Origin of the sequence: Tritonibacter aquimaris (genome assembly GCF_009617595.1) — a bacterium.
GTDB classification, from domain to species: domain Bacteria; phylum Pseudomonadota; class Alphaproteobacteria; order Rhodobacterales; family Rhodobacteraceae; genus Epibacterium; species Epibacterium aquimaris.
In genome coordinates this window covers 136919-156759 of record NZ_WIXK01000007.1, presented here as the reverse complement: position 1 = coordinate 156759, position 19841 = coordinate 136919, and the positions used below count along the sequence as shown (strand labels likewise).

Genomic DNA, 19841 nt, shown 5'->3' with positions numbered 1-19841 from the left:
ACTCAGCGTCGCCGCCGCACCGTCCGGTGTGTCTCAGTAGCGCCTCAGCGCCGCCGGTGAAGGGGGTTCTAGTGCTAACAACAAACACCCGCAACCCAAAAATTCACAAAAAGTCACCAAAAACACCAAAAACTACAAAAATCGCACAATATCAAAGTGTTAACTTAAATCTTTTCTGCAAACACAGCCTCAATTCATCCAAATCCCAAAACCAAAAACCAAACGCAAATCCCCAAAACATCCCAAAAACAACATAACCCAAAACAACCAACATACTTATCCACAGAAACACGGCAAATCACATGAATCGGAACTTTGATCAGGAAAGGACGAGTCGCAAAAAGGGCGCCGATTCACAGAACCAGCGCCCAGATATGTAAAGAGTTTCAGGCAGGTGTGGATCAGGCGCGCACGCAGGGAGCGGGGCTCATGATGTCCATCAGCTCATTACCGTCACTGACAAGGGCATCCAGCGTGACTTCGTCCAGGGCCTGAAAGAACGCCTGGGTTGCATCTGACAGCGCCGTGCGCAGGCGACAGATTTTCAACTGAGGGCAAGTGTCCTGATCATCACCAAAACATTCCACAATCGGCACAGCCCCTTCGACCTGACGGAACACATCCCCAACCCGAATGTCAGCAGCCTTGCGCGCCAGAGCAATACCACCTCGGCGGCCGCGGTGGGTATTGAGGAAGCCACGCTGGCTCAGCTGGTTGATCACCTGGGCCAGATGGTTTTCGGAGATGTTGCAGCGCTCAGCGATTTCCGCCTTGGTGACCAGACGATCATCATTGGCGGCACAATACATCAACAGACGTACTGCGATATTGGTCCGTTTGGTAATACGCATGATCATCTCCGTCTTTAGCAATCTGTACACAACCCTTGCACAGCGGCCCAAAGACCGGTTTGACATACATCAATAGGAAACGGAGAAACCCATATGAGCAGCCCCTACTTCTTTGGCTATGGCAGTCTCGTGAATGTCGCGACCCATAGCTATCGCGACACACAGCCTGCGCGTCTCACAGGGTGGCAACGATCATGGGTGCAGACCGAAGTGCGAGACATGGCGTTTCTATCGGTTATTGCAAATCCCAACACGGCGATTGATGGTTTGATCGCGGCGGTGCCGGGCGCGGATTGGGACGCCCTGGACGATCGCGAATTTGCCTATGAACGCCTACAGGCCAGCAGCAACGTGCACCATAAGCACCCGCGCGCCCGTGACATACAGGTCTATGCGGTGCCCGAAAGCCCATATAATCAGATCCAGCCCGCCTACCCTGTCTGGCTCAGCTATCTTGATGTTGTGGTGCAAGGGTACTTACAGGTCTTTGGGGAAGCAGGTGTGGCCGCGTTTTTCCAAAGCACCTCTGGCTGGGATCGCCCCTTCATAGATGATCGCGCAGCGCCGCTGTATCCGCGCGCGCAGGTTCTTAGCCCACAAGAGCAGGCCTTGGTGGATCATTACCTCAACCAGACCACTGCAATTCGCACCCCTTTGGAATAGCATCACCCACGGAACATCACCCAAACCGGGCAACAAAAAAGGCGCACCACCCGGGCGCGCCTTTTTCGCAACTCGTTTTGCGCAGCTTAACCGCGGGCGCGCACCACTTTCATCAGCGGCAGCAATGCCCCCATATCGGGGCCACGCTCCATGCCGGTCACAGCTTTGCGCAGTGGCATGAACAGACCCTTGCCCTTGCGTCCGGTGGCGTCCTTTACAGCAGTGGTCCAGCTTTTCCAGCTATCCGCATCGTAAGGACCTTCGGGCAGAAGCGTCATCGCCTCAGAAATGAAGTCTTTGTCCTCATCTGCAATCAGCGGCTCGGCCCCTTCTTGGCAAAGGGCCCACCATTGCTGCAGATCCGCAAGCGTGGTGATGTTTTCGCGTGCAACGTCCCAGAATGCGGCCTGTTGATCTGCGGGAACACCAAGCGCATCAAGTTCGGATTTCACATCCTCAGCTGATTGCGCCTGCAGATGGCGCGCAGTCAGCGGAAAGAGATCCTGCACATCAAATTTGGTCGGCGCGGTGCCAAAACGCGCAACATCAAAGCCATCAACCAGCTCAGCCATATCGCCGCGCAGCTCAACCGGATCAGAAGAACCCAGACGCGCCATCAGCGACAGCAGCGCCATTGGCTGCACGCCCTGCTCGCGCAGATCGCGCAGGGCCAATGTGCCAAGACGCTTGGACAGCGCTTCGCCTTGCGGGCCGGTCAGCAGCGAGTGGTGGGCAAATTCGGGGTGATCAAAGCCCAGAGCTTCCATGATCTGGATCTGGGTTGCGGTGTTGGTTACGTGATCAGAGCCACGCACCACATGGGTCACACCCATATCGGTATCATCAACAACGGAAGCCAGCGTATAAAGGAACTGGCCATCGCCGCGGATCAGCACCGGATCAGAAACCGAGGCCGCATCAATCGATGTATCGCCTACGATGCCATCTTTCCATTCAATCCGCGCTTGGTTCAGCTTAAAGCGCCAGACACCATCACCACGTTCTGCACGCAGCGCCGCTTTTTCGTCATCTGAAAGGTTCAGCGCAGCACGGTCATAGACCGGCGGCTTGCCCATATTGAGTTGCTTTTTGCGCTTCAGGTCCAGCTCGGTTGGGGTTTCAAACGCTTCATAGAAACGACCAGCGTCACGCAGTTTATTGGCTGCGTCCACATACATGTCGATCCGCTCAGATTGGCGTTCGACCCGATCCCAGGTCAGGCCAAGCCATTCCAGATCCTGTTTGATCGCATCTACGTATTCTTCTTTGGAGCGTTCCGGATCAGTGTCATCAATACGCAGAATAAATGTACCGCCCGCCTTGCGAGCAATCAGGTAATTCATCAGCGCGGTGCGCAGGTTGCCCACGTGAATGTAGCCGGTGGGCGAAGGCGCAAATCGGGTGGTGGTCATCAAGCATCTCCTGTTGCGCTTTGATCTGTCATATGCGCGCAGCTTTGTCCAGTTGGGCACCCTTGCGGGCGCTGCCTCCGGCGGGAGTATTTGTAAAAAGGTGAAAGCAGCGCGTTGAGCTTTAACCGCTTGAAGGTAAATCCCGCGTTAGCCAGGTGCTAGGCGGGATGAACCGGCCAGATTTTATTGAGATCCTGCAGCCCGCGCTGGATCAGCTCGGACAATACGGCCAGATCAATATCCGCAAGCTTGTTTACATAAAGGCAGGATTTGCCAAGCTTGTGTTTACCGAGCCGCGCGAGCAGTGCGCCATAGTCTTGATAGCCGGGCATAATATAGATCGACAGCCGCGCTTTGCGTGGGGCAAACCCAGTGGCAAGAAATGCTCCCTCGCGCCCTGAGGCATAGGTATAATGATAGCGGCCAAAACCAATGATCGAACTGCCCCAGATCTTTGGCTCAAATCCTGTGGCTTGCGAAAACAGATGCAGCAGCTGAGCCGCTTCGTCGGAGCGGCGCGCCGGTTCGACTTGTGCAAGAAACGCTTGCACATCGAGATCCGTTGGCTGGGTTTTATTTTGCGATGATTTTCGCGCCATCCCCACTCCTCTCGGCTGGATAGAGTGTAGCAAAGCTCACGCGGGTGTCATCAGCCTTTAATCGCCTCCTCGCCAAAATGACCTAGGTTACAGGTGTTAAAACGCCCCATTGGAGTGAGGTCTTTCCCCATGTCTATTAAACTCTCCCGTCGCGCTGCACTGGGTGCGGCTGCTGCCCTGCCCCTGACACTAACTGCGCGCCCCTTGCTGGCCAAAGGCGCGGTCACCCCGGCACACAGCACCATCGCCCGCAGCTTTGCCATCGGCAAATTTGTTGTCACCACAATTTTGGATGGCTCCTCCGTGCGAGAAGGCGCCATGGACATCTTTGGCACCAGCACCACCGAAGACGAATTCAAAGCCGTGTCTGCAGCGAACTTTATCTCGGCCGATGACGCGCAGTTCTACTTTACGCCAACGCTGGTTGATACCGGATCTGAACTGGTGCTGTTTGACACAGGCCTGGGCAATGGCGGCATTCAGGCCGGATTGGCCGAAGTTGGCGTCACGCCTGAGCAGATTGATGTGGTGGTGATCACCCATATGCATCCCGACCACATTGGCGGGTTGATGAGCAATGGCACAGCGACCTTCCCCAATGCACGCTATGTCACGGCTGCGGCCGAGTATAACTTCTGGTCAGGATTTGACGAAAGCCACCGCGTCGGTGGGCTGGTGAAGAAAAACGTGACGCCGCTGGCCGAAAAAACCTCGTTCATCAAAGATGGTGAAAGTGTTGTTTCGGGCATCACCGCCATTTCTGCTGCGGGCCACACCCCTGGTCACACGATCTATATGCTGGAAAGTGAAGGCCAGCAGCTGCTGCTGACTGCGGATATGGCCAATCACTATGTCTGGGCGTTCCAAAACCCTGATTGGGCAATCGTATTTGATGGTGACAAAGAACAAGCGGCCAAAACCCGCCGCAAGAACCTCGATATGCTTGCAACCGATAAGATCCCAATGATCGGCTACCACATGCCATTTCCCGGCATGGGTTTTGTGGAAACCCGCGGGTCAGGCTTTCGCTTTGTCCCTGTGAGCTATCAGTTCAAAATCTGATCCCGCTCAGGGTGCTCCCGCGCTTTCGGGGGCTGTTACCCCCTCAACCTTGGGCGTAGCGCCGCGCAAAGCGCGGCGCTACGCCCAACTGGCACAGGTTTGTTTACAAACCGAAGCCGGGCGGGAGCGCTTGCTCTTGAACCCTATCTTCCCAATGAAGGTGATGATTATCCCTGGTCGCGCCAACGATTCACAATTGGGTAGCGCCGATCCAGCCAGAACGCGCGCGGGGTAAGGCGCGCGCCGGGCGCAGACTGAAAACGTTTGTATTCGCTGATGTAAATCAGATGCTCCACCCGTTTGGCCACGTCACGGTCAAAACCAGCGGCAACACAGTCCGCAATCGAGCCATCCTGATCCACCAAAATATCAAGGATCGCATCCAGCTCCGGGTAGTCCGGCAGGCTGTCGCTGTCTTTTTGATCTTCACGCAGCTCTGCTGAGGGGGGCTTGTCGATCACATTGGGGCGGATCACCTCACCCTCAGGTCCCTTCATCCAGCCCCGGTGATTGGCATTGCGCCAGCGGCAGGTCTCAAACACACGCGTTTTGTAAAGATCCTTGATCGGATTGTAGCCCCCGTTCATATCGCCATAAATCGTGGCATAGCCCACCGCGACCTCGGATTTATTCCCGGTGGTGAGCAGCATTTCGCCGAATTTATTGCTCATCGCCATCAACAGGAGACCGCGCAAACGCGACTGTATGTTTTCTTCTGTCAGGTCTGCATCACGCCCGGTAAACAGTGGCGCCAACGTATTGGTGATCGCATCGCGACCCTCGGAAATTGGCACATAGTCATAATGCACGCCCAGCGCCTTGGCGACGGCTTCCGCATCCGCGAGCGATTCAGCCGAAGTGTACTCAGATGGCAGCATCACACAGCGCACATTCTCAGGCCCGATCGCATCCACCGCGATTGCTGCAACCAATGCAGAATCCACACCGCCCGAAAGCCCGAGCAGCACTTTGCCAAAGCCGCTTTTACGCAGATAATCGCGTAGCGCTTCAACCATCACGCGGTAGTCCTGCTCCCAGGCGTCCGGCAGATGTGCCTTTTCGCCGGACATGATACGCCAACCATCGGCGGTGCGCTCAAGATCGAGCTGCGCAATCGCCTCGTCAAATACAGGCATCTGCAGTGCAAGCTCTCCACCTGGGTTCAGCGCGAAGGTGCCGCCATCAAATACCTGATCATCCTGCCCCCCCACCATATTGAGGTAAATCACCGGCAAACCAGTCTCAATGCAGCGCGCAACCATATGATTTTGGCGCACTTCCATCTTGTTGCGATAATAAGGAGAGCCATTGGGAATCAGCAAAAACTCAGCGCCGGTTTCCTCTAGCGTTTCCGCCACATCCATGTGCCAGCCATCTTCGCACACCGGTGAGCCGATGCGGATATCTCCAATCGCATAGGGACCACCAAGAGGCCCGGCATCAAAGATACGCACCTCGTCAAAGACGGTTTCATTGGGCAAATGGTGCTTCAAACAGCGGCTGGCGATTTTGCCATCGCGCAGCACCAGATACGCATTGTACAGCTTACCCCCATCGTACCACGGGCAGCCAATCGCAAGCGCAGGCCCATCAGCACAGGCTTTCGCCAGGGCTTCGGCTTCTGCCATAGCGGCGTTATAAAACGCAGGCTTTTGCACCAGGTCCTGGGTGTTGTAGCCCGTTAGAAACATCTCTGGTAATGCCACCAGATCTGCCTGTGCTGCACGCCCCTCTTCCCAGGCGGCTTTGGCCTTGGCTGCATTGCCAGCCAGATCCCCAACGGTTGGGTTCAGCTGCGCCAGAGTGATGCGAAAACGATCTGCCATCTTGATACTCACCTTTTCGGGATGGTTCCCCTGCCATTTACCAGATCATACGCCAAGGGGAAGGGTTGGGTGCAAAAGACATTGCGACAATCGCAGCGCTAGCATAGTTTTTGCCCAAGCAATTATGTCGGCTATTGCCGTATCCCAGGCACACAGAGGTTTTCATGTTCCGCGTTGGCACTCTTACCGCAATTTCGACCGTGCTGGTCTTGAGCACCGCCAGCTGGGCGCAGGAAACACAGGTTGTTTCAATCCAGGATGAAATCGGCGGCCTTTATGAGGGCACCTTCAAAGACGGGCTGCAACATGGCACCGGCACCTATACGTTGCCCAATGGCTATGAATACAGCGGTGAATGGGCCGCGGGTGAAATTCAGGGCAAAGGCACGGCGCGCTACCCCAATGGGTCAATCTATGAAGGCCAGTTTGTCAAAGGCCAGCCCGAAGGGATCGGCAAAATCACCTTTGCGGATGGCGGCACCTATGAGGGCGAATGGGCCGCGGGTGCCATCACCGGGCAAGGTGTGGTGCGCTATAACAACGGCGTGAGCTATGAGGGCGATTTCGTCAATGGCCAGCACCACGGCCAAGGCACGCTGACCGATCCCAATGGCTATCAGTATTCCGGCAACTGGATTGACGGGCGCAAAGAAGGCAAGGGCAAGATCACCCAACCCAATGGCGCTGTTTACGAAGGTAATGTGCGCGATGGCAAGCTGGATGGGTTTGGCAAGCTGACGCTTGCAGATGGTCTGATCTATGAGGGCGAATGGCTCAACGATCAGATGCATGGTCAGGGCAAGCTAACACTGCCCAATGGTGATATCTACGAAGGGCCGCTGGTGGCTGGTCGCCGTCAAGGGCGCGGCAAGCTGACCTATGCCAATGGCGCAACTTACGACGGTATGTTCGAAGATGATCTGCGTCAGGGTCAGGGCACATTTTCCGGCACCGATGGCTATACCTACTCTGGTGACTGGCAAGGCGGTCAGATCGAAGGCCAGGGCAAGGTGAACTATCCCGATGGCTCAATCTATGAAGGCGAATTCCGTGCTGATCTGCCCGAAGGCAAGGGCAAGGTCACCTACCCTGATGGATCGACCTATGAGGGGGATTGGAAAGCCGGCATCATCGAAGGCGAAGGCACCTCTGTCTATCCCAACGGCGTCACCTATATTGGCGCATTCCAGAACGCCAAACACCATGGGCGTGGTGTAATGACCTATGCGGATGGCTACCGTTATGAAGGGGACTGGAACAACAACCTGCGTCAGGGGTCTGCGGTGGTAACCTATGCGGATGGCTCAGTGTACACTGGTGGCTTCGACAAGGGGCAGCGTCACGGCCAAGGCAAGATCGTGATGGTGGACGGTTTCACCTATGAGGGTGATTGGCTTGAGGGTAAGATCACCGGCAAAGGTGTGGCCACCTACGCAAAGGGCGACATCTATGAAGGCGAATTCCTGAACGGCAAACGCCAGGGCACCGGGGTGATCCGCTATGCCAGTGGCAAAGAAGCGGCTGGGCAATGGGACAATGGGGCGCTTGTCACCAAAGAGGGCGTCACCTCAGAGTAGCCAGCAACTTTTCCTTTGCTGAAACGATGTCTTACGTGAATCAATAGCCCGCACCTTTTGGATGCGGGCTTTTTTCTAGCCAAGTTCAATACGCGACAGATGTTCTGGCTGCGGCAAAGGTTTAGGCGCTTTTTCATCATCCAACGCCGGGTGAAGCACCATTGAGATCGGCACCACCCCCGCCCAGATCGGCAGATCATAATCTTCCAGATCATCCTTTGGCCCACCGGTGCGGACCTTTGCCGCGCCTTCAGTGATGGGCATGCGCATCACTGCGGTGGCTTTGACCTCTTTCGCCGTCATCGGGCGCAGGGTCTGCCAACGGCCAGGAAACCAGGCATCAAACATACGCTCATAGCTTTGCTCTGCATGTGCACCGTGTACCCGCTCTGCTTCGCCAAACAACACAACCGAGCGATAGTTGACCGAATGGTGAAAGGCCGAACGCGCCAAGACATAACCGTCCAGGCAGGATACGCTCAGACAGACCTGCGAACCCTCCATTGCCCGCAAAGCCCGGCTCGCGGCAGAACCATGCCAATAGACATAGTCCCCCTCACGCCATTGCAAAGTGGGCAACAGCGACGGCGCACCATCCAGAACATAGGCGATCTGGGCCAACGGCATCGCCGCAAGCACCGCGTCAATTGTTGCGCGATCATAAAGCCCCCGTTCATGCGCGCGCCGCAATCGGCTGCGCTCTGTTTTGAGATCGTTCTGCGCTGGGGGTAGACTGGCCTGGGACATTGTAGCTTTCGAATTCCATTGCTTTTCTGGATAGCTACTTTCAGATTGGATCTTTCAGTAGATCCAGTTTTTGACTATTTTCACCTACCAATATGATTGATCTTTCGACGATACTCACTGCCGATGCACGCCAGCCCATTTATATGCAGCTGGTACATGGGCTGCGCGATGCCATCGCCAAAGGAGATATCGCGCAAGGAAGCCGCCTGCCCTCACAACGCGCACTGGCACAGGATCTGGGCATTTCGCGCAGCACCGTCATACAATCCTATGAGCAACTTCAGGCAGAGGGTTACCTGCTCGCCCGTCCAGGCGCCGGATATTTTGTTGCTGATGTTGCCACCATAGCTGAACTGTCGTCCCCTGTTCCGGCAAAGCCCACACACATGCCGCCACGTGCCGAAAGGTTGCAGCCGGGCGCACCAGACACTTCGCTTTTTCCGACCCGAAACTGGGCGCGAACCATTGCGCGGGTTGCACGCAACACGCCCGACGCATTGTGCAGATTGCACGATGCATTTGGTGATCTCAAACTGCGCGAAGAAATCGCCGCCTACCTTGGTCGCTGGCGAGGTATCAGCTGCAGCCCCGAGCAAATTCTGGTGACATCCGGCGCCCGCGAGGCGCTTGAGCTTGCGATCGAGCTGGTCATCGATGGGCAAGACATCGGCCTTGAAAGCCCGGGTTTTGTGCCCCTGCACCGCTTTGCGGCCCGCAGCGGCTGGCCGATTAAATGGCTTAACCCTGGCAAACAGGGCCCCAAGCTTCCGTCGCAGCTTGCAAAAGTGACGGTTCTAACCCCCTCTCATCAATTCCCGCTTGGTGGGACCCTGCCGGTTGCGACGCGGCAAGCGTTCTTGCAGGCGGCCCATGATCAGGACGCCTGGATCATCGAAGATGATTTTGACAGCGAATTTCGATATGCGGGGCAACCTGTTCCTGCAATGGCAGCCTTGGACCGGCTTGGACGCTGCCTTTATGTTGGGACGTTTTCAAAGACCTTTTCGCATGAAATCCGGCTTGGCTACCTTCTGCTGCCTGCTGCGCTCATCACACCGATGCGCAGCCGCTTCATTCACCCAAGCGCGGGCGCGGGTATCACTGCACAACGTCCCTTGGCTCATTTTATGCACGATGGGCAATATGATCGCCACATCCGCCGCACCCGCCGCCACTATGCAGAACGCTATGAAGCTGCAATTGCGGCCTTATCGGACTGGCCAACGCGCTGGGGAAAGTTTCAAACCCATCGCGCCGGCATGCAAATCGCCTATCACCTAAACACCACCACCAAAGAAACTGACATTCAGATCTGCGCCCGCGCCGCCGCGGCGGGTTTTGCAGTGGGGCCGCTTTCGCGCAATGATCCGGTGAGTGCGCGTCAGGGGATATTGATCGGCTTTTGCGGTGCCGATCACGATATCATTGGTACAGAAATTGCGGAACTTGGATCATATATTGAACACAGTTTCAAAACTGCGTTTTGACCCTTTTCATTTACCCATTCCGCTGTATAAATCAGCCTTATGATTATTCGCGCAGATATCTCTTATTCGCTTACCGCATCCAGCGGTGCGCTTCTGCGTGACCTACTGCTCCTAACCCGCCTCTGAGCGTGCCCTTTGGCGCGCCCGCTCAGAGGGTTTGGTTTGCGCGCCGAAAGTGGAGTTAGGACAGAAAAGAGAAAGCACCCAGCATGACACAGGTTTCCAACAACGATCGCGTTGTGATTTTTGACACCACCCTGCGCGATGGCGAACAAAGCCCAGGCGCAACCATGACCCATGACGAAAAGCTCGAGATTGCCGAGCTGCTTGATGATATGGGCGTTGATATTATCGAAGCGGGCTTCCCGATTGCATCCGAAGGCGATTTTCGCGCCGTATCAGAGATTGCAGAACGCTCGAAAAACTCGGTCATCTGTGGTCTGGCCCGTGCCAACCTGAAAGATATCGACCGCTGCGCCGAAGCCGTGCGCAATGCTGCCAAGCCGCGCATTCACACCTTTATCGGCACCTCCCCGCTGCACCGCGCCATCCCTAATCTGACCATGGATGAGATGGCGGACAAGATCCATGAAACCGTGACCCATGCGCGCAACCTCGTGGACAATGTGCAATGGTCGCCGATGGATGCAACCCGCACCGAGTGGGATTACCTGTGCCGGGTGATCGAGATTGCGATCAAGGCCGGTGCCACCACGATCAATATCCCCGACACCGTTGGCTATACTGCGCCCGTCGAAAGCGCGGATCTGATCAAGCGGCTGATCGAAACCGTACCAGGTGCGGATGAGGTTATCTTTGCCACCCATTGTCACAACGATCTTGGCATGGCGACGGCCAACGCACTGGCAGCGGTCGCTGGTGGCGCGCGCCAGATTGAATGCACCATCAACGGTCTTGGTGAACGTGCAGGCAACACGGCCCTCGAAGAGGTGGTGATGGCGCTGAAAGTGCGCAATGACATTATGCCCTGGCACACAGGGATCGACACCAAGAAGATCATGCATGTGTCGCGCCGCGTGGCGACAGTTTCGGGCTTCCCGGTACAGTTCAACAAGGCAATTGTTGGCAAAAACGCCTTTGCCCATGAAAGCGGCATCCACCAGGATGGCATGCTGAAGAACAAAGAAACCTTTGAAATCATGCGCCCCGAAGATGTGGGGCTTTCTGGCACGTCGCTGCCGCTGGGCAAACACTCAGGCCGCGCCGCGCTGCGCGAAAAGCTCTCGCAGCTTGGCTTTGAGGTGGGTGACAATCAGCTCAAAGATCTGTTTGTGCGCTTCAAAGAGCTCGCAGATCGCAAGAAAGAAGTGTTTGATGACGATATCGTTGCTCTGATGCGTCTGGGTGACAGCGCGGTAGAAGAGCATCTGAAGCTTGTTTCCATGAAAGTGACCTGCGGCACCGGTGGCCCGGCTGAAGCAACGGTTGAGATGGAAATCGACGACCAGGATGTGACCGGCACCTCAGAAGGCGATGGCCCAGTGGATGCAACCTTCAAAGCGATCCGCCAGATCCATCCGAATACTGCGCGCCTGCAGCTTTATCAGGTCAGCGCGGTGACCGCGGGAACCGATGCACAGGCCACCGTGACGGTACGGCTTGAAGAAGATGGCATCATTGCCACCGGTGAGAGCGCCAATACTGACACCGTTGTAGCCTCGGCTATGGCTTATATTCACGCACTGAACCGTCTGATCGTACGGCGCGGCAAAGTGGGTGAAGGCGCAGATGCCCGCGAAATTTCCTACAAAGATGTGACGTAAGCGGCCGCAGCGAAAAGACACACCGAAAACCGCCCATCTGGGCGGTTTTTTGTTAGCGAGCCCCTCCCGCCCACACAGCCAGCCCTGGCTACGCCAGACCTAGCTGCGTCGTTGGGCCCAGCGCTGCTTGCGCAGCGCAGGTGCGTTCCGGTGCAAGGTTGCGCTTCAGCGCGCGCAAGCGCGCTGCCGGGCCCAAGGCTTTGGAGAAAATCTGATCTTCTCACAAAGGCGCGGGAGCACTTGCTTTCGGGGACCTGCTTAGCCTTTCAGCCTGGCAAACGCCTGGTTGAGCCGCTCTGCTTCAGCCTCAACGCCGTAGGGCGCGTTGATTACAAACATGCCTGATCCAACCATACGATGCCCCTCACGCGCCGCAGCAAATGTGACCTCATGGCGAAACACCCCAGGCAGCCCCTGATGCTCCAGCGCTGAAATCATCTGCTTATGCACGCCATCGCGCAAAATCGGATACCAAAGGGCGATCACACCCACATTCCATTTACGATGAATATTGGCCACAACACCGGGAATTTTACCGTATTCGCTTTTGATCTCATAGCTCGGATCAATCAGCAGCAGTCCCCGGCGCGGTGTCGGAGGAGCCAGAGAGACCGCCAATTCATAACCATCCTGTTTGTGAATCTTGGCCCCTGCCCCCTTCAACGCCTGCCGCAGCGCAATGTTTTCCTGCGGATGCAACTCCGCAAAATGCAAACTGTCCTGCACCCGCAACAAAGTTGACGCAATGAGCGGTGATCCGGGATAGGCTGCCTCGCCAAAACGTCTCCGCAAATCCAGTACAGTTGTGATCAACGGATGATCGGCAGGCAGGATATCGTCTGCCAGAATGCGCTCGACCCCTGCTGCAGCCTCACCGGTTTTCAGCGCCTCGGCTGCATCCAGCTGATACAGACCACGCCCGGCATGAGTCTCCATATAGGTGAGCGGTTTTTCCTTTTGGGTCAGATAAGACAGCATCCAGGCCAAGAGAGCGTGCTTTTGCACATCCGCCAAATTGCCCGCGTGATAGATATGTTGATAGGAAAGCATCTTTTCCCTTTAGCCCGGCTGCCGCGCCCGCGAAATGGTAAACTGATGGAATTTTACGCAGATCGTCCGATTACAGCCCCATCAGCACAGATATCTTGGCGTGTTTCACCAAATCAATTGATCGTCGCAGGCGAAAAGGCGCTGCTGTCACCGATTCCAGTCTTTCGCGCGCAGGCTGCGCTGCTTATAAGATCGTAACACGTCTCTCCTATTCTCAGGAGTCGATGAAAACTGCAGCACTTACAGGATCCCGACTATATGGCGCTCTTCGGAAATCTAGGCGGTCTGTTCACTTCGGACATGGCCATCGACCTTGGCACCGCAAACACCCTTGTTTATGTCAAAGGGCGCGGCGTGATCCTGTCTGAACCCTCTGTTGTGGCCTATCACGTCAAAGATGGGGTGAAAAAAGTTCTGGCAGTTGGTGAAGACGCCAAGCTGATGCTGGGCCGGACACCTGGCTCCATTGAGGCGATCCGCCCGATGCGCGAAGGGGTAATTGCGGATTTTGACACCGCCGAAGAGATGATCAAACATTTCATTCGCAAGGTGCATAAACGCTCCACTTTTTCCAAGCCCAAGATCATCGTCTGTGTGCCCCATGGCGCCACGCCCGTGGAAAAACGCGCTATTCGCCAGTCGGTGCTTTCGGCTGGCGCGCGGCGCGCTGGTCTGATTGCAGAACCAATTGCCGCGGCGATTGGTGCGGGCATGCCGATCACCGATCCAACCGGTAATATGGTTGTCGACATTGGTGGTGGCACCACCGAAGTTGCGGTTCTGTCGCTGGGTGACATTGTTTATGCGCGTTCCGTGCGTGTCGGTGGTGACCGCATGGATGAGGCGATCATTTCCTACCTGCGCCGTCAGCAAAACCTGCTGGTCGGCGAAGCAACCGCCGAGCGGATCAAAACCTCGATCGGCACTGCACGTATGCCTGATGATGGCCGTGGCCAATCCATGCAAATCCGCGGCCGCGATCTGTTGAACGGCGTGCCAAAAGAGATCGAGATCAGCCAGGCACAGGTGGCCGAAGCATTGGCAGAACCGGTGCAGCAAATCTGCGAAGCGGTGATGACCGCACTGGAAACCACCCCACCGGATCTGGCGGCTGATATTGTTGACCGGGGCGTTATGCTGACAGGTGGTGGCGCATTGCTGGGCGATCTGGATCTTGCTCTGCGCGAACAGACCGGGCTTGCGGTCTCTATCGCCGATGAAAGCCTGAACTGTGTGGCACTTGGCACCGGTAAGGCGCTGGAGTTTGAAAAACAACTGGCCCACGCCATCGACTATGACAGCTGATGTGACGGCCTGATCAGGCCCTCATGCCGAAAGGAACACGGTGTCCAAAGACCGGTCTCAGCGTGAAGATTATGCAACCCCGCTGCGCCGTCTGCTGATCGGGATATTGTGTTTGTGCCTTGCAGCGACCTTTTTGATCTGGCGCATTGATAACCCACGGGTCGAACGCTTTCGCGCGCAGGTGGTGGACCGTTTTGTCCCCAATATGAGCTGGGCAATGGCGCCCGTCACCGGTGCGATCAATCTGCTGCGCGACTTTCAAAGCTACCAGCGTCTGTCGGAACAAAACCGCGAGTTGCGCTCTGAGCTGCGTCAGATGCGCGCCTGGAAAGAGGCCGCATTGCAGCTTGAACAGGAAAATGCGCGGCTGCTCGATCTTAATAATGTCCGCCTTGATCCGCGCCTGACCTATATCACCGGCGTTGTTATGGCCGACAGCGGCTCTCCGTTTCGTCAATCCGTGCTGCTGAATGTGGGTGCGCGCGATGGCATCCAAGACGGCTGGGCCACTATGGATGGGATTGGCCTGGTTGGCCGTATTTCCGGCACCGGGCGCAATACTGCGCGGGTCATTCTGCTCACCGATACTGCGATGGCCGTGCCCGCAACCATTCAACCTTCGGGCCAGACCACATTGGTAACAGGTGACAACAGCGCAGCCCCCATATTGAAGTTTCTGGAAAATCCCGACCTTGTGCGCCCCGGTGACCGTGTCACCACATCGGGCGACGGCAGCGTCTTTCCGGCGGGGCTTTTGATCGGGCAAGTGGTGGAAGATCCGTCTGGGCGGCTGCGGGTGCGCCTGTCAGCAGATTATGAACGGCTCGAATTTTTGCGGGTATTGCGTCATCACGGAACTGAGGTGATCCGCGACCCCGGCGCGCTTGTAGTGCCGGATCCTGATGCCACCATACCGCGCGCGCGCCCCGAAAGCTTTGAACACCTGTCCGAGAGCAGCGATGATCAGTGAATATCGCGCCAAAATCTGGATCATGCGAGCTGCATTTGCGGCGATTGCTCTGATCGTGTTGTTCTTCCAGCTTTTACCGCTGGAAACCACCACACGCAAATGGGCACCGCCTGATGTTATCATGGTCTTGGCGGTGGTCTGGTCGCTGCGTCGCCCTGATTATGTACCTGCGCCGCTGCTCGCTGCGGTGCTTTTGCTCAGCGATCTGCTCCTGCAAAGACCGCCAGGCCTGCAGGCGCTTTTGGTGATCATCGCCTGTGAATTCCTAAAAGCCCGGGTCGCGTCCCACCGGGATATGGCCTTTGCTGCCGAATGGCTTGAAGCGGCGCTGATCTTTGCCGCCACAACCGCGCTCTATCGCAGTATTTTGAGCATGACCGGGGTTGCACAGCCGTCGCTGACACTGTCCCTTATACAGATGGTCATGAATATCATCGCCTATCCGCTCCTCGTTGGCCTGAGCCAGAGCGTGCTGGGCGTGCGAAAACTGACACCCGTCGAAGCAGATGCACTGGGGGCGCGCTGATGAAACGCAACCCAAAAGAAGATGAAGACGTACACCGCAAGTTCTCCCGCCGCGCGTTGTTGCTTGGCGGTACCCAGCTGGCGTTTGCCGGCGGGCTGGCCATGCGCATGCGCTATCTTCAGGTAGACGAAGCCGATCAGTTCCGCCTGCTGGCTGAGGAAAACAGGATCAAATTCCAGCTGATCCCACCCTCGCGGGGGCAGATCTATGATCGCAACGGTCTGGCCCTTGCCCGCAACACCCCGTCCTACCGGATCAATATCGTGCCCGAGGACGCAGGGGAAGTTGAAAAGGTCATTGCCGACCTTGGCAAGGTGATCGAGCTGGATCCAGATGACCTGGAGCGCGCCCGCACGGAAATGCGGCGCAACCGCAATGCTCCGTTTCGCCCAATCACCTTGGCTGATCAGATCAGCTGGGAAGACATATCCAAAGTCGCCGTCAACGCGCCCGCCCTGCCCGGCATTTCCACTGAAATCGGCCTGTTGCGCAGCTACCCGTTGAATTCAAGCTTTGCCCATGTGGTCGGCTATGTTGGCCCCGTCTCTGATTACGATCTGAGCCAAATCGAAGACCCGGAACCCATCCTGAAAGAACCACGGTTTCAGATCGGCAAAGTTGGCTTTGAAGCCAAGCTTGAGCGCGAGCTGCGCGGCTCAGCGGGGACCAAACAGGTTGAGGTAAACGCCGCAGGTCGGATCATGCGCGAGCTTGAACGTCGCGAAGGTGAAGCGGGCGGTGATATGCAGCTCACGGTCGATGGAGAGCTGCAAAGCTACGTGCAGGCGCGTCTCGGCCGCGAAAGCGCATCCGCCGTAGTCATCGACTGTGAAAACGGTGATCTGCGCGCGATCAGCTCATCGCCTAGTTTCGATCCCAACCTGTTTGTGCGGGGAATTTCCGTTGGCGACTATCGTGCGTTGACAGAAGACAACTTCCGTCCGCTTGCAAATAAATCCGTGCAGGGTGTCTACCCACCTGGCTCTACCTTCAAGATGGTGGTGGCGATGGCCGCCCTTGAAGCGGGGCTGACCGGGACCGAAGACACGGTCTGGTGCCCCGGCCACCTGCAAGTCGCCGGGCGCAGGTTCCACTGCTGGAAGCGCGCAGGCCACGGGCATGTGAACCTCAATGATTCGCTCAAGGGCTCCTGTGATATCTACTATTACGATCTGGCGCTGAAGGTCGGGATCGACAAGATTTCCGACATGGCACGGCGGTTTGGAATTGGGGTTCGCCATGATCTTCCGATGTCTGCCGTTGCAACCGGGCTTGCCCCCAACAAGGCCTGGAAAGAACGCGTACATCAAAAAGACTGGCTCATCGGTGACACAGTGAACGCGTCGATCGGTCAGGGCTATATGCTGGCCTCGCCCTTGCAGCTTGCGGTGATGTCCGCCAGACTCGCCACCGGGCGCGCGGTCACACCTCGGCTGCTGAAATCTATTGATGGGGTCGAAATGCCCTCCGGCGCCGGTGAATCGCTTGGGTTCAACGAAAACAACCTGCGCGTTGTGCGCAAAGGCATGTATTCCGTCTGCAATGAACGCCGTGGCACCGCTTATCGCAGCCGCATCATTGCCGATGGCATGCGCATGGCTGGAAAAACCGGTACCAGTCAGGTGCGTAACATCACCGCCGCGGAACGCGCGGCCGGGGTTATCCGCAACGAAGACCTGCCCTGGGAGCGACGCGACCATGCGCTCTTTGTCTGTTTTGCCCCCTATGACAAACCCAAATATGCGGTGTCTGTCATTGTGGAACATGGCGGCGGCGGCTCTAAAGCCGCAGCTCCAATTGCCCGAGATGTTATGCTGCAGGCCCTTTATGGCGGCATGCCCCCGCTAGATGCATACCCCAAAGGAGACCGGTCCCGCATTCAGGCACAACAGGAGCGGCTTGAACGCGAAATCCTGCAAGCACGACAATCAGGGAACGACCGCGCATGAGCTATCTTGCCTATCATGCCAAAAGCACCCCCACCGGACTGCACAAGCTGCTGTATTTCAACTGGCCCCTAATCCTGTTGATGGCAACGGTCGCCAGTGTTGGTTTTCTGATGCTTTATTCCGTGGCGGGCGGCAGTTTTTCCCCCTGGGTCGAGCCTCAGTTCAAACGATTTCTGCTGGGCATGGGGGTAATGCTCTTTGTGGCGCTCATTCCGATCTGGTTCTGGCGCAATGTGTCGGTCCTGGCCTACCTCGGAGCCTTTGCACTGCTGCTGGCGGTTGAATTTTTTGGCACCGTGGGCATGGGCGCGCAGCGCTGGATCGACATCGGTTTCATGCGCTTACAGCCGTCTGAGCTGATGAAAATCACGCTGGTGATGCTTTTGGCAGCTTATTACGACTGGCTGCCACCAGAGCGCACATCACGCCCGTTTTGGGTCTTGATGCCTGTTTTCATTATCCTGGCGCCGACCGCGCTGGTGCTCAAACAACCTGATCTTGGGACATCGATCCTGCTTATGGCCTCGGGCGGAGGCGTGATGTTTTTGGCTGGCGTCCACTGGGCGTATTTTGCCGCGGTGTTTTCCGCAGCAATCGGGCTTGTAACTGCAGTCTTCCAAAGCCGCGGCACTGAATGGCAGCTGATCAAAGACTATCAGTTCCGCCGCATCGACACATTCCTTGATCCGTCACAGGATCCGCTGGGCGCGGGCTATCACATCACCCAGTCCAAAATTGCACTGGGCTCGGGCGGCTGGTCCGGGCGTGGGTTCATGCAAGGCACCCAGTCCCGCCTAAACTTCCTGCCGGAAAAACACACTGACTTCATTTTCACCACTTTGGCCGAGGAATTCGGCTTTATCGGCGGCCTGACCCTGCTGGTGATTTATATGCTGATCATCGTGTTCTCAATCTCAGCTGCAATCGCCACCAAAGATCGGTTCTCCTCCCTTGTCACCATGGGGGTGGCGCTGACGTTTTTCCTGTTTTTTGCAGTGAACATGTCGATGGTGATGGGGCTAGCGCCCGTGGTTGGGGTGCCGCTGCCGATGGTCTCCTATGGGGGGTCTGCCATGCTGGTACTGCTTGCTGCCTTTGGCCTTGTGCAAAGCGCCAACATCCACCGTCCGCGCTAAACACCGCGCAGACCGTTCATCACGATTTTTGTCAGCGCGCTCTCACGGTCGCGCTGATGCAGCAAAACCCCAAGACTGCGAAACGCGCCGGGAAACGGCGTGAACTGTGTGGCCTTAAATCGCGCAAGCCCATTCCAACGGGGCAAAACCGCCTGACCGCTGCCCTCTTCCACCATCTGCGCGGTCAATTCCAACGCGTCCATCTCTGCCAGAACAACTGGGGTCTCGACCTCGTGCTGCAGCACATCCCAGCAGCGCGCCCCACCCCATGATGTGCGGCTATAGACCAGAAAGGGCAATGCGCGCGCCAGCTGACGTTGTCGCGCGTCCGGCTGAAGCAAGCCGATTTCCTGCTGGGCCAGTTGATAAAAGACAAAGGATTTCGGCAGATCAAACGGCGGTTCAACCAATAGGGCGGCATCCAGGCGGTTCTGCTCCATCGCATCATAAAGCCCCTCTGATGTCCCCGGAACCAGCTCTACTGCCACATCAGCTGCAACGCTGCGCATATACCGCAGCAGATGTCCGGCATAATCTCCCATCGCAGTTGAGACCGCTCCAAGACGGAATCGCCCGGTCAAAGCTGCCCCTCGCAGCGCCCGGCGCAAATCGGTCTCGCTGCGCACTATATCATGCAGGCGCGGCAATAGGGCTCGGCATTCGGCCGTTGGCTGCATTGCCCGCCCCGCGCGGCACAACAACGCAATACCCACATCCTGCTCCAACGCCGAAATCCGTTGCGCAACAGCTGAGGCGGTAATGCCCTCCCGCCGCGCGGCCGCTGCGAGAGACCCCTCTTCAATCACCGCAAGCAGACTAGAGACAAAGCGCGTATCCACAGTTTTCCTTCGGTTTAAACGAATAAAAACAAGCTATCCTTTTCTTTGAACGTAATCT

18 protein-coding genes are annotated in these 19841 nt (G+C 56.7%); 11 read left to right on the top strand and 7 right to left on the bottom strand.

Annotation, left to right across the window (positions count from 1 at the left end):
- A partial coding sequence (locus GG681_RS17775) for a hypothetical protein (RefSeq protein ID WP_214645146.1) occupies positions 1-257 on the top strand: 257 nt, incomplete at its 5' end.
- A gap of 144 nt (positions 258-401) precedes the next feature.
- Here GG681_RS17775 and GG681_RS14075 read toward each other — a convergent pair.
- On the bottom strand, positions 402-851 hold the full coding sequence (locus tag GG681_RS14075; RefSeq protein WP_153548656.1) for an RrF2 family transcriptional regulator: 450 nt from the start codon (positions 849-851) through the stop codon (positions 402-404).
- Positions 852-944: 93 nt separating this feature from the next.
- On the opposite strand from GG681_RS14075, the gene GG681_RS14070 reads away from it, so the two are divergent.
- Positions 945-1514, top strand: coding sequence for a gamma-glutamylcyclotransferase family protein (locus GG681_RS14070; protein WP_153548655.1), 570 nt, complete (start codon positions 945-947; stop codon positions 1512-1514).
- Positions 1515-1600: 86 nt separating this feature from the next.
- On the opposite strand, the gene gltX is transcribed toward GG681_RS14070, so the two are convergent.
- Together gltX and GG681_RS14060 are read right to left on the bottom strand one after the other, a co-directional pair.
- Positions 1601-2926, bottom strand: a complete 1326-nt coding sequence (gene gltX / locus GG681_RS14065) for a glutamate--tRNA ligase (RefSeq protein ID WP_153548654.1) — start codon at positions 2924-2926, stop codon at positions 1601-1603.
- Positions 2927-3084: 158 nt separating this feature from the next.
- Positions 3085-3525: a DUF1801 domain-containing protein gene (locus GG681_RS14060; protein ID WP_153548653.1), complete on the bottom strand. Its 441-nt coding sequence runs from the start codon at positions 3523-3525 to the stop codon at positions 3085-3087.
- A 129-nt stretch (positions 3526-3654) separates the two neighbouring features.
- Between GG681_RS14060 and GG681_RS14055 the strand changes: the two genes are divergently transcribed.
- Entirely contained in the window at positions 3655-4587 is a 933-nt protein-coding gene (locus tag GG681_RS14055) for an MBL fold metallo-hydrolase (RefSeq protein ID WP_153548652.1), read from the top strand.
- Positions 4588-4754: 167 nt separating this feature from the next.
- Here the strand turns inward: GG681_RS14055 and GG681_RS14050 are convergent, their stop codons facing one another.
- Positions 4755-6413 (bottom strand): NAD+ synthase, encoded by a 1659-nt coding sequence (locus GG681_RS14050; protein WP_153548651.1) that lies wholly within the window; start codon positions 6411-6413, stop codon positions 4755-4757.
- 164 nt (positions 6414-6577) lie between these two features.
- Here GG681_RS14050 and GG681_RS14045 point away from each other — a divergent pair, with 164 nt between their 5' ends.
- On the top strand, positions 6578-7990 hold the full coding sequence (locus GG681_RS14045; protein ID WP_153548650.1) for a 2-isopropylmalate synthase: 1413 nt from the start codon (positions 6578-6580) through the stop codon (positions 7988-7990).
- A gap of 75 nt (positions 7991-8065) precedes the next feature.
- On the opposite strand, the gene GG681_RS14040 is transcribed toward GG681_RS14045, so the two are convergent.
- A complete protein-coding gene (locus GG681_RS14040; protein WP_153548649.1) occupies positions 8066-8737 on the bottom strand; it encodes a pyridoxamine 5'-phosphate oxidase family protein in 672 nt (223 codons plus the stop codon).
- Between the two features lie 92 nt (positions 8738-8829).
- Between GG681_RS14040 and pdxR the strand changes: the two genes are divergently transcribed.
- Together pdxR and GG681_RS14030 are read left to right on the top strand one after the other, a co-directional pair.
- On the top strand, positions 8830-10224 hold the full coding sequence (gene pdxR, locus GG681_RS14035) for a MocR-like pyridoxine biosynthesis transcription factor PdxR (protein WP_153548648.1): 1395 nt from the start codon (positions 8830-8832) through the stop codon (positions 10222-10224).
- A gap of 209 nt (positions 10225-10433) precedes the next feature.
- Positions 10434-12008, top strand: coding sequence for a 2-isopropylmalate synthase (locus tag GG681_RS14030; protein WP_153548647.1), 1575 nt, complete (start codon positions 10434-10436; stop codon positions 12006-12008).
- 258 nt (positions 12009-12266) lie between these two features.
- Here GG681_RS14030 and GG681_RS14025 read toward each other — a convergent pair whose 3' ends face one another.
- The gene (locus tag GG681_RS14025; protein ID WP_153548646.1) at positions 12267-13058 is read right to left on the bottom strand and encodes a 23S rRNA (adenine(2030)-N(6))-methyltransferase RlmJ; all 792 of its coding nucleotides are present in this window, start codon (positions 13056-13058) and stop codon (positions 12267-12269) included.
- A 258-nt stretch (positions 13059-13316) separates the two neighbouring features.
- On the opposite strand from GG681_RS14025, the gene GG681_RS14020 reads away from it, so the two are divergent.
- Genes GG681_RS14020 through rodA form a run of 5 tightly spaced genes read left to right on the top strand, consistent with a single transcriptional unit; the run spans position 13317 to position 18944 of the window.
- Positions 13317-14363 (top strand): rod shape-determining protein, encoded by a 1047-nt coding sequence (locus GG681_RS14020; RefSeq protein ID WP_153548645.1) that lies wholly within the window; start codon positions 13317-13319, stop codon positions 14361-14363.
- Between the two features lie 40 nt (positions 14364-14403).
- Complete coding sequence (gene mreC, locus GG681_RS14015; protein ID WP_328593393.1) at positions 14404-15333, top strand: rod shape-determining protein MreC; 930 nt, start codon at positions 14404-14406, stop codon at positions 15331-15333.
- Entirely contained in the window at positions 15323-15859 is a 537-nt protein-coding gene (locus GG681_RS14010; protein ID WP_153548644.1) for a rod shape-determining protein MreD, read from the top strand. Before mreC ends, GG681_RS14010 begins: the two co-directional genes overlap by 11 nt.
- The gene (gene mrdA, locus GG681_RS14005; protein ID WP_153548643.1) at positions 15859-17808 is read left to right on the top strand and encodes a penicillin-binding protein 2; all 1950 of its coding nucleotides are present in this window, start codon (positions 15859-15861) and stop codon (positions 17806-17808) included. The genes GG681_RS14010 and mrdA overlap by 1 nt, the downstream gene beginning before the upstream one ends.
- Positions 17805-18944, top strand: coding sequence for a rod shape-determining protein RodA (gene rodA, locus GG681_RS14000; RefSeq protein WP_153548642.1), 1140 nt, complete (start codon positions 17805-17807; stop codon positions 18942-18944). Before mrdA ends, rodA begins: the two co-directional genes overlap by 4 nt.
- Here rodA and GG681_RS13995 read toward each other — a convergent pair.
- A complete protein-coding gene (locus GG681_RS13995) occupies positions 18941-19783 on the bottom strand; it encodes a LysR family transcriptional regulator (protein ID WP_328593392.1) in 843 nt (280 codons plus the stop codon). The genes rodA and GG681_RS13995 overlap by 4 nt on opposite strands.
- Positions 19784-19841 lie beyond the last annotated feature (58 nt).